The 8,578-nt window shown below is 35.0% G+C and carries 11 protein-coding genes; 8 read left to right on the top strand and 3 right to left on the bottom strand.

Annotated elements, in window-relative coordinates; translation table 11 throughout:
* Positions 1 to 41: 41 nt before the first annotated feature.
* A complete protein-coding gene (locus tag V7122_RS09205; protein ID WP_335348084.1) occupies positions 42 to 230 on the bottom strand; it encodes a YkvS family protein in 189 nt (62 codons plus the stop codon).
* A 252-nt stretch (positions 231 to 482) separates the two neighbouring features.
* Between V7122_RS09205 and V7122_RS09200 the strand changes: the two genes are divergently transcribed.
* Positions 483 to 677 (top strand): hypothetical protein, encoded by a 195-nt coding sequence (locus V7122_RS09200; protein ID WP_335348083.1) that lies wholly within the window; start codon positions 483 to 485, stop codon positions 675 to 677.
* A gap of 184 nt (positions 678 to 861) precedes the next feature.
* Here the strand turns inward: V7122_RS09200 and V7122_RS09195 are convergent, their stop codons facing one another.
* Positions 862 to 1,464, bottom strand: a complete 603-nt coding sequence (locus V7122_RS09195; RefSeq protein WP_335526422.1) for a TetR/AcrR family transcriptional regulator — start codon at positions 1,462 to 1,464, stop codon at positions 862 to 864.
* Between the two features lie 195 nt (positions 1,465 to 1,659).
* Between V7122_RS09195 and V7122_RS09190 the strand changes: the two genes are divergently transcribed.
* The 3 genes from V7122_RS09190 to V7122_RS09180 all read left to right on the top strand — a co-directional run bounded on the left by V7122_RS09190 (position 1,660) and on the right by V7122_RS09180 (position 3,982).
* Positions 1,660 to 2,397: an SDR family NAD(P)-dependent oxidoreductase gene (locus V7122_RS09190; RefSeq protein ID WP_335348081.1), complete on the top strand. Its 738-nt coding sequence runs from the start codon at positions 1,660 to 1,662 to the stop codon at positions 2,395 to 2,397.
* A 213-nt stretch (positions 2,398 to 2,610) separates the two neighbouring features.
* Positions 2,611 to 3,396, top strand: a complete 786-nt coding sequence (locus V7122_RS09185; RefSeq protein ID WP_335526419.1) for an SDR family oxidoreductase — start codon at positions 2,611 to 2,613, stop codon at positions 3,394 to 3,396.
* A gap of 208 nt (positions 3,397 to 3,604) precedes the next feature.
* On the top strand, positions 3,605 to 3,982 hold the full coding sequence (locus V7122_RS09180; protein WP_335348079.1) for a cbb3-type cytochrome c oxidase subunit I: 378 nt from the start codon (positions 3,605 to 3,607) through the stop codon (positions 3,980 to 3,982).
* A 71-nt stretch (positions 3,983 to 4,053) separates the two neighbouring features.
* On the opposite strand, the gene V7122_RS09175 is transcribed toward V7122_RS09180, so the two are convergent.
* Positions 4,054 to 4,434: a PilZ domain-containing protein gene (locus V7122_RS09175; RefSeq protein WP_335526418.1), complete on the bottom strand. Its 381-nt coding sequence runs from the start codon at positions 4,432 to 4,434 to the stop codon at positions 4,054 to 4,056.
* Positions 4,435 to 4,559: 125 nt separating this feature from the next.
* Here V7122_RS09175 and V7122_RS09170 point away from each other — a divergent pair, with 125 nt between their 5' ends.
* The 4 genes from V7122_RS09170 to V7122_RS09155 all read left to right on the top strand — a co-directional run bounded on the left by V7122_RS09170 (position 4,560) and on the right by V7122_RS09155 (position 8,534).
* A complete protein-coding gene (locus V7122_RS09170; protein WP_335345359.1) occupies positions 4,560 to 5,495 on the top strand; it encodes an AAA family ATPase in 936 nt (311 codons plus the stop codon).
* 3 nt (positions 5,496 to 5,498) lie between these two features.
* Positions 5,499 to 6,698, top strand: coding sequence for a DUF58 domain-containing protein (locus V7122_RS09165; RefSeq protein WP_335345360.1), 1,200 nt, complete (start codon positions 5,499 to 5,501; stop codon positions 6,696 to 6,698).
* Complete coding sequence (locus tag V7122_RS09160; RefSeq protein ID WP_335345361.1) at positions 6,695 to 7,921, top strand: hypothetical protein; 1,227 nt, start codon at positions 6,695 to 6,697, stop codon at positions 7,919 to 7,921. The genes V7122_RS09165 and V7122_RS09160 overlap by 4 nt, the downstream gene beginning before the upstream one ends.
* A gap of 148 nt (positions 7,922 to 8,069) precedes the next feature.
* Positions 8,070 to 8,534, top strand: a complete 465-nt coding sequence (locus V7122_RS09155; protein WP_335345362.1) for a hypothetical protein — start codon at positions 8,070 to 8,072, stop codon at positions 8,532 to 8,534.
* The last annotated feature ends 44 nt before the right edge of the window (positions 8,535 to 8,578 follow it).

Here is an 8,578-nt window from a genome sequence, read left to right as displayed (position 1 = left end):
GTTCCGAAGGCGCTTCCGCATTTATTGCTAGGAATGCGTTTTCATAAAACAGTTTCCTTCACAATTTTATAATTTTTATGATTAACTACAGTCCTTTGTTCTAGATCAAGGTCTCGATAATTTCCCATATAAGAAAGATCGACGATCACTGAGTTTTCGTTTACCTTTTCGACAATTCCCTGCAATCCATCACGGAATTCAATTACATTTCCTACTTCTGCTTTTTTCAAAAGCCTCGCCCCTTTTTGCAAGATTTGAATTAAGAGATTAATAACATTTTGCACTATATTTTATTTTTCGTAAAGTAATATGTTATTATTTCGTTAAATTACCTAATTTTACCTCGTGTAATTGAGTGCGCTTTCATTGTAATGGCTGCTGGCCATATAAATTTAGATCACATTTGAAGTTTGAGGATCCCATGGAAAACAAAACAATATTCATATAATATAAATGTAATAATAGGATGAGGGTGCTGAAATATGAACGAGGAACAAATTCAAGAAATACTCGAGAAGTTAAAGAATGGGGAATTATCGGAGTACTATGTAACAAAGGAAGAGTTTCTTCCTGTGCGTATTGTACTTGTCAAAAGGGATGATTTTAAGCATTTTAGAGGCATTGCAAAACGCGGAGGGGCTGTGCTGTATAGTTACGTAGAAACAGCTAGAAGTTAAAAGGAATAGGCATTAAAGGATGCTTGAATTGATTCAAGCATCCTTTTTAACATATTGGAGGAGAAATGCACCACGAATATGGTATGAGCTAGGTTACAGAGTTGAACTGACACCATGCAGCCCCGTTTTTTAAATTGCAGATCCGATATTAAAAACATCGTGATAAGGCCCTGGGACTTATGAATCATTTTCCGATATACTTTACTGAGTAAATATGTGTTTTCGATAGATTAATAACTTCCTCGATAAATTTTTCTTGGGATTCTTTAAAGCCATTTTGGATCCAATTTTTGATGAGTCCGTAAAAGCCATAAGCTGTATATCGTTTAAAATAATCCATATTGACTGGGATATTGTTGATGGTTTCGAAAATAAATTGTTCATTATAGATTTTTAAGATCGTTTGAGGGAACCGTGTATGTAGTCCCGGTAACGTGTCATCATAGTTAATCAGTTCAAAAAAATGCTGGTTTTTATAAATATAAGAAACGATATTAAAAGATGGTTCATTTAGCTTGGCTGTATATACTTTCTGACCTGTTACATATGGTTTGCCAACTGAATCTTCTAACCCTTGTAGCATAGAAATAAGTAAATCTTCAGCTATTTCAATTTTATCTAAGTAATGGACATAAAAGGTACTGCGATTATAAGCGGCAAAATCAACAATATTTTTTACAGAAACGGAATGGTAACCCTTTTCTTTTATGAGTTCAATCATTGCTTGCTTTAAATGTTCTTTTGTCCGATTTTGTCGCCCGGATGTCGTATTTTGTTCGTTATTCATGATGATACCTCCCTGAAAATAGACAGATTTATCATAAGTGTCTAATTAGTAGACACTTAATGATATCTTAATGATTGTTAAATGTGTACAAAGTAGTAAAATTTAATTGTGAACAAAATAGCACAGATATTAAATCTAGCTAGCATTTTTCACGAGTATGTAGTATGGGAACTATAATCATGGGGGGAATTTAGAATGGGGAAACTGCAAGACAAAGTAGCTGTCATTACAGGTGGAGCATCTGGAATTGGAGCAGCAACAGCACGTTTATTTGTTTCAGAAGGGGCTAAAGTGGTGCTTGTTGATTTAAATGAGGAAAAAGGGAAAGCTTTTGAAGTAGAATTGAAAGCGCTTAACGCTGAAGCTCTTTTTATTAAAGCAAATATTACGAGTGAAGAAGAAGTAGCAAATATCTTTAAACAAACAGTTGAAACGTTTGGCAAAGTAGATGTAGTCTTCAACAATGCGGGGATCGGCCGTGTTCATCCTTCACATGAATTAGAGTACTCAGAATGGCGTAATACTGTAAATGTTGATTTAGATGGAGTCTTCTTAGTAGCACGTGAATCTATCCGTGAAATGTTAAAAACAGGTGGCGGCACGATTGTGAATACGGCATCTATGTACGGTTGGGTTGGATCACCTGGTTCAGCAGCCTATAACGCAGCAAAAGGTGGCGTGATAAACTTAACTCGTTCACTTGCGCTTGAATATGCAGAACAAAATATTCGTATTAACGCATTATGCCCTGGTTTTATTGATACACCTATTATTCCAGAAGAAAGCAAGCAAGTTCTATCTGCAGCCACACCGATGAAACGCCTTGGTCAAGCGGAAGAAATGGCAAAAGCAGTATTATTCATGGCTTCCGATGATTCTTCATTCATGACTGGTAATAGTTTAATCGTTGATGGCGGATATACGGCTCAATAATCAATTATGGGGTAGGATCTTTTACTTCAAGTTTGAAACAGGCAATAGTTCTTTGTGGATACTAGCTTTGTGGAAATTATTTGTACCATCTGGAACTAAACAGGAAAAAATGACTTTACATTGCTATATATACTTAATTAGAGATGTTTTAATTCAATATAATTCAAGGGGATATAATGATTTTCGTTATGATAATAAAGGGGGAAATTTTTCATGAGCAATCGTTTTGATGGGAAAGTGGTATTAATTACAGGTGCAGGATCTGGTTTAGGACAAGCTTCCGCTTTACAAGTAGCTAAAGAAGGAGCAAAACTTTCACTCGTTGATTTAAACGCTGCTTCATTAGAAGAAACAAAAGGGAAAGTGTTAGAAGTTGCGCCAAACGCAGAAGTATTGCTTATTACTGCAAATGTGGCAGATGAAACAGCAGTTGAAAACTATGTAAATGAAACCGTTGAGAAATTTGGGAAAATCGATGGCTTCTTCAACAACGCAGGGATCGAAGGAAAACAAAACCTAACTGAGGATTTTGGCATTGATGAGTTCCAAAAAGTAGTGAATATCAACTTAAATGGTGTTTTTTACGGAATGAAACATGTATTGAAAGTCATGAGAGAACAAGGCTTTGGCTCTATCGTTAATACTGCTTCTGTTGGTGGTATTCGCGGGGTAGGAAACCAATCTGGTTATGCAGCTAGTAAACACGGTGTGGTCGGATTAACAAGAAACTCTGGAATTGAATACGGTCAATACGGAATCAGTATTAAAGCCATAGCACCAGGCGCAATCATGACACCAATGGTTGAAGGTTCATTAAAACAAATGGATCCAGATAACTGGGAAGAAGTAGGAAAACAATTTGTTGAGCCAAACCCAATGAAACGTTTTGGTAAACCAGAAGAAGTGGGTTATTTAGTGGCATTCCTGTTATCTGATCAAGCTAACTTCATCAACGCAACCGTTATTCCAATCGATGGCGGACAATCTTATAAATATTAAAAGATAATTTACCCGCTGATTTTTACTAAAAAAGGTTTAAATTTTCTAATGATACGTAGGTAATAAGAAGACATCGTTCTAAGTTCTATGAGCGGTGTCTTCTTTTTTGATGTAAAGAAAAAATTATTTAAGTCAAATAGTCTAAAGAAGGATTTATGCACATATTCTTTAACATCTATATGACATTTGATGGAAGGGGGTATTTAAAGTGGGGATTAGGCTTATAAAAATTTCAGCCATTTACTTTGCAGTGGGTGTTTTAATCGGATATTATATGTCAACCTCTCATTCTTATGTCCTAACACCGGTTCATGTACACATTAATCTGCTTGGATGGACTGCGCTAACGTTAGCAGGCATACTTTATTATTTATTTCCAAAGCTCGCAGCTTCTAAGTTAGCAAAATGGCATTTTTGGCTGCATAATATCGGCTTGCCTATTATGATGATTGCACTAGCGATTTTAATCACAACCCAAAACGAAGCATTTACTCCAGGAACAGCCATTGGCGCTACCATCACAGTCATCGGCGTATTGCTATTTGTCTTAAATATTTTAATAAATTTAAAAGATAATAAAGAATAGAATTAATAAATGTATATAAACAAAAGGCTGGATTCAACGATATATTAACGTTGAATCCAGCCTTTTTATATTTATTTTTGTTTGAGCTCCATTATTACTTTTCTTGAAAAGTCCTTGAGGGCTTGAATAATTTCTTTCTTTGTCCGTTCGTCCTCTACTGCATTAAAACCGTATGAAAAATTTTTACCCTCAACCTTTTTCCAAACGGGATGGCCTAATTGATGGATCATTTTCCCTTCAATAACGAAGATGACTTCTATTAAATATTGATTTTCAGGAATAAGCAGATTCAGTGGCGTTTTAAATTTTACCCCATGTGGACTGACATCCATAATTTCGGCAGTTTCGACATTTGCTGCTACATAGCTTCCATTTTCTTTAATAATTTTTACAGAGGCTTCGAGTGGTGTTCTAAACTGAAAGCGAAAAGCTTCTTCACGTTTATATCTCATTTATTGACCTCCAGTTAAAGTGTAAATTTTATAGTCAATTTAATTTTTCATTTTCAAATTCACAGAAATTACTATATATTAATTATAATGGAAAAACTATTAATTTCAATCCATTAGGAGGAAAAATGAAAGAGTTAGAGATGCTTCAAACTGAGATTAGTAAAGTAATAGTCGGCAAAGATAAAGAGGTAGAACTCCTTGCCATTTCATTACTATTTAATGGACATATTTTAATGGAAAGTGTCCCTGGTACAGGAAAGACGATGCTAGCTAAAACATTTTCAAAAATAATGAATGGAAAATTTTCTCGCATCCAATTTACACCTGATGTACTCCCAAGTGATGTAACAGGAATACAATTCTTTAATCCGCAGAGACAGGAATTTGAGTTAAGACCTGGTCCAATTATGGCCAATATTGTTTTGGCAGATGAAATAAACCGTGCTACACCTAGAACACAATCAAGTTTGTTAGAGGTCATGGAAGAAGGACAGGTCACGATTGACGGTCATACACTTCCTGTTCATGATCCTTTTATGGTTATAGCCACACAGAATCCAGTAGATTCACAGCAAGGAACCTTTTCTTTACCTATTGCTCAAATGGACCGTTTCTTTATTAAATTATCAATGGATTATCCGAGTTTGGACGAAGAAAGAGAGATTATTCATATAGCAAGAGGTGAAAAAAAATCAAGTGAATTGGAATTAATCTTTACACCATCCGTCTTAGAAGAAATGCGAAATAGGGTAAAGGCTGTGAGAATGAATGAGGAGGTTGAACTGTATCTTATTCAAATAGTCAGAAGAACAAGAGAGCATCCTTCCATTGAACTTGGGGTAAGTCCAAGGGGAACACTTGCTTTAATGAAAGCAGCACAAGGAAAAGCTTTTTTAAATAATAGATCATTTGTTGTTCCTAATGATATTAAAGAAATGGTCCCATACGTTTTAGGCCATAGAATTTATTTAACTACTGAAGCTTCATTAACAAAAACATCTGAACAAGTTTTACAAGAAGTGGTTGAATCAATTCCTGTTCCAGTTGAGGCAGGAGTTTAATCGATGGAGTGGAAAAAATACTCAGTAGAGGATAGTTTCTTCAGTTTTACAGGAGTATTGGCTGTATTTTTAATTTTCTCGAGCTTTTATTTCCAATCATTCCTTATTTTTTTCTTAGCAGTGTTTTTACTCCTATTTGTTTTTGCGAATTCATTTTATTTAAAGCATGTGGGAAAGAAGCTTTATCTAGAAAATTTGAAATTGAGAAACAAGTTTTTTCCTCAGGAAAATGGAGAGTGGGTATTAGTTTTTGAAAATAAAGGACTTCCAATAATGAAGGGGCAATTAAGAGTATATTTCGATGATCAGGTAGCTCCTTTAGATGGTTTTGGAGATAAGCGGCTTACAAAATATGAAGTGAACCTTCCGATGTCATTAAACTATAATCAGAGAACGATTGTTAAAATTCCTTTTAAAACAATTAAAAGAGGAGTTGCAAAAATTCGTACAATTGAATTGCAAATTCCGCACTTCTTTGGTTTAGGTGAAACGGTATTAGAATATAAATTTTTATTTTTACCTGAGGCTCTTGTGTATCCTTTGCCTTTTCCTGTGAAAAATAAGGGTTTGTTTCTTTCTGTCCGACCGGGCGAATCCCCTGCCAGCTTTTCCTTGTATGAGGACTTCCTATCCCCCGCGGGAACTAGGGAATATGTATCTTCAGATAGCTTTAATCGAATACATTGGAAAGCAAGCGCTAGAATGCAAACACTCCAAACGAAAATATATGATCGGGTAGCGGAAACGGGTTGGCACTTATCGCTAAATATTGCAAATGGCCATGCTATAAGTAGCCAAATTGAAGAGTTTATCAGCAGTGCAGCGGAACTAGCCTATTATTCAGCCAAACAGCAAATTCCCTTTTCTTTATGCATCAATATCCGAGTTGCAGGGTCTATTCCTTTTTATTATATACCAGCAGGAGTTGGCAATGAGCAGCTTCAAAAAGTACTTGAAGCACTAGCCTATGTTAATCCGTATTCCTCTGCCTATCCGTATGAAAAGATGCTGTCTTTTTACAGTAGACATCTAACAAATCAGCCTTTTTTCATACACGGAGGTCATAGATCAACACAATCTGATGAGCTTCTTCGCCTATTTAAGCAAAAAGGAACATCTGTTTTAGAGCTTACATTAGAAAAAGACTTGGAAGCGATTCTTTTGCCAATACAATTCCCTATGAAGGACGTGATAGGAAATTGAAAAGAAAGTGCTGGAATATCATGTATTTGCTTTGCATCGAAATTATTTTTGGTGCCTTTGTCCTTTTTGTTCCTTACTCATTACATAAAAAGGAGATTCCGCTGTTCTCCTATTTTTCATTAATGGTTTTGGGGTGTTTCTTCTTTACGATATTACTTCTAAAGTATAGTGATAAGGCTAAACTAATATTTTTTATCCTTCTAGCTCCAATTCTCATTTTTGCTGGAGGATGGCTTGGGTTCCCCCTCTTTGGTAATTTACTTATTGTTTTTTTTGTTTTTTGGAGAACGCTATCTCATCATAATGAGTTTGACAAGCAAAATGAGGGATTATGGATAATACTTACCATTGTAACGGGAATTTTTCTAATCTTTTTTACAGGACTTTCATCCGATATATATATGAAAGTCATCGGGGCCATTATGATTGCCCAGTTAATATTTATTACGCTCGGTGGTTTTATTAGGCGTTGGCTAGCTGTAGAATCTGAAATAAACAATAAAAAGCATTTTTTTCTTCCCTTAATGGGCCTTATAGCAGGGATGGGATTTGCAGGGCTTATTATTTCTGCGGGGATGAAGCTGTATGAAAAACTATTTTTCTCATTTTTACAAATAGGGGTAACAGCGATTGCGTTTATTTCCTCTCCGTTTTTCAAGTGGGCAGAGGGAGTAAATTGGTCGGAAAAAATGGAGCAATTTAACAACAGCCAAGGTACTCAAGAGGATACAGTTATTCCAACTGAATGGGAGGATGTTGGAGGACAGATTCCTGTTGACATGACTCTTATTGGGACTATTGTTTTCACAGTAGGTTTAATTTTTCTATTTTTCTATGTTTATAAGCGCAAAAAAATGAAAAATATAGAGAAAATAGAAACTGATACGAAGGGATATTCTACTGAAAGTTTAATTATTAAGGAAAATGGGTTATTTCTTTCTAAAGGTAAAGTGAATGATTCTAAAAATCTTATTCGTAAAGAAATATATGCATTTGAGAAATTTGCAAAAAAGCGCAAATTAGGACGTCTTCCATATGAATCATTGTCTGATTGGATAAATCGGATAGAAATTCTCGATTTTGAGGACATTACTTCAATATATGAAAGAGTAAGATATGGACATTTGCCTTTTTCTGATAAGGAAGAGAAATTAGTTAAGGAGAAGCTCCAGCTCAAAAAAATGGAATTGAAAGCTAGAAAAAATAAAGAGCTGAGAAAATAAAGGGCAGTTGTATGTCTGTTTAGCATGATAATAAGTAGCACAATAAAAAATCCGACTTACCGGCAAATAACAAATGCCGGTTTTTTTTTATTTATTATGTTTATCATTTATCTTTAAAGGCTATGGTAGGAAAAAGGAGGAAAACTTGATGCAACTTAAAGCTTATAAACTATTTTTGCTTATTCTTTTTTCTCTCGTGCTGACAAGCTGTCAGCAAGCTGGATCTGGCCAATCGATCGTAAACAGTCATGCGGAGGCATTGTTGACGAAAAACAATGAACTGCAGTTTCGGTTTAAAATTAATGATAAAATATTAAGCGGAGAGAGGCTTTACAAAGTAAAAGTATCTATACATAATGCAAAACTTGCATCGGCTTTAGGTACAAATGAAATTATATATGGGTCTGATGTAAAATTTACAGGCGAGTATATTGAGGTTAATAATCGCAACGATAACTTTATTTTTATGAATCCGATTCCATTACTTAAAGATCTCCATGTATTTGAAATTGAAAAGATGATCATGAAAGAGGATGCAGTTTCGGTAGAGGTCTTTAATGATAAACAGGTCATTGCTAAAGCTTTTTTAACAAATTTTTCATCTCAGCTATAAAGTGAAACTTCAATCAGTGGGGGTTTTCTTTCATCCCCCACTGA

The sequence above is a fragment of the Bacillus sp. JJ1532 genome, assembly GCF_036965085.1.
Lineage (GTDB): Bacteria > Bacillota > Bacilli > Bacillales > Cytobacillaceae > Cytobacillus.
This window is presented reverse-complemented; position numbering and strand designations above follow the sequence as displayed.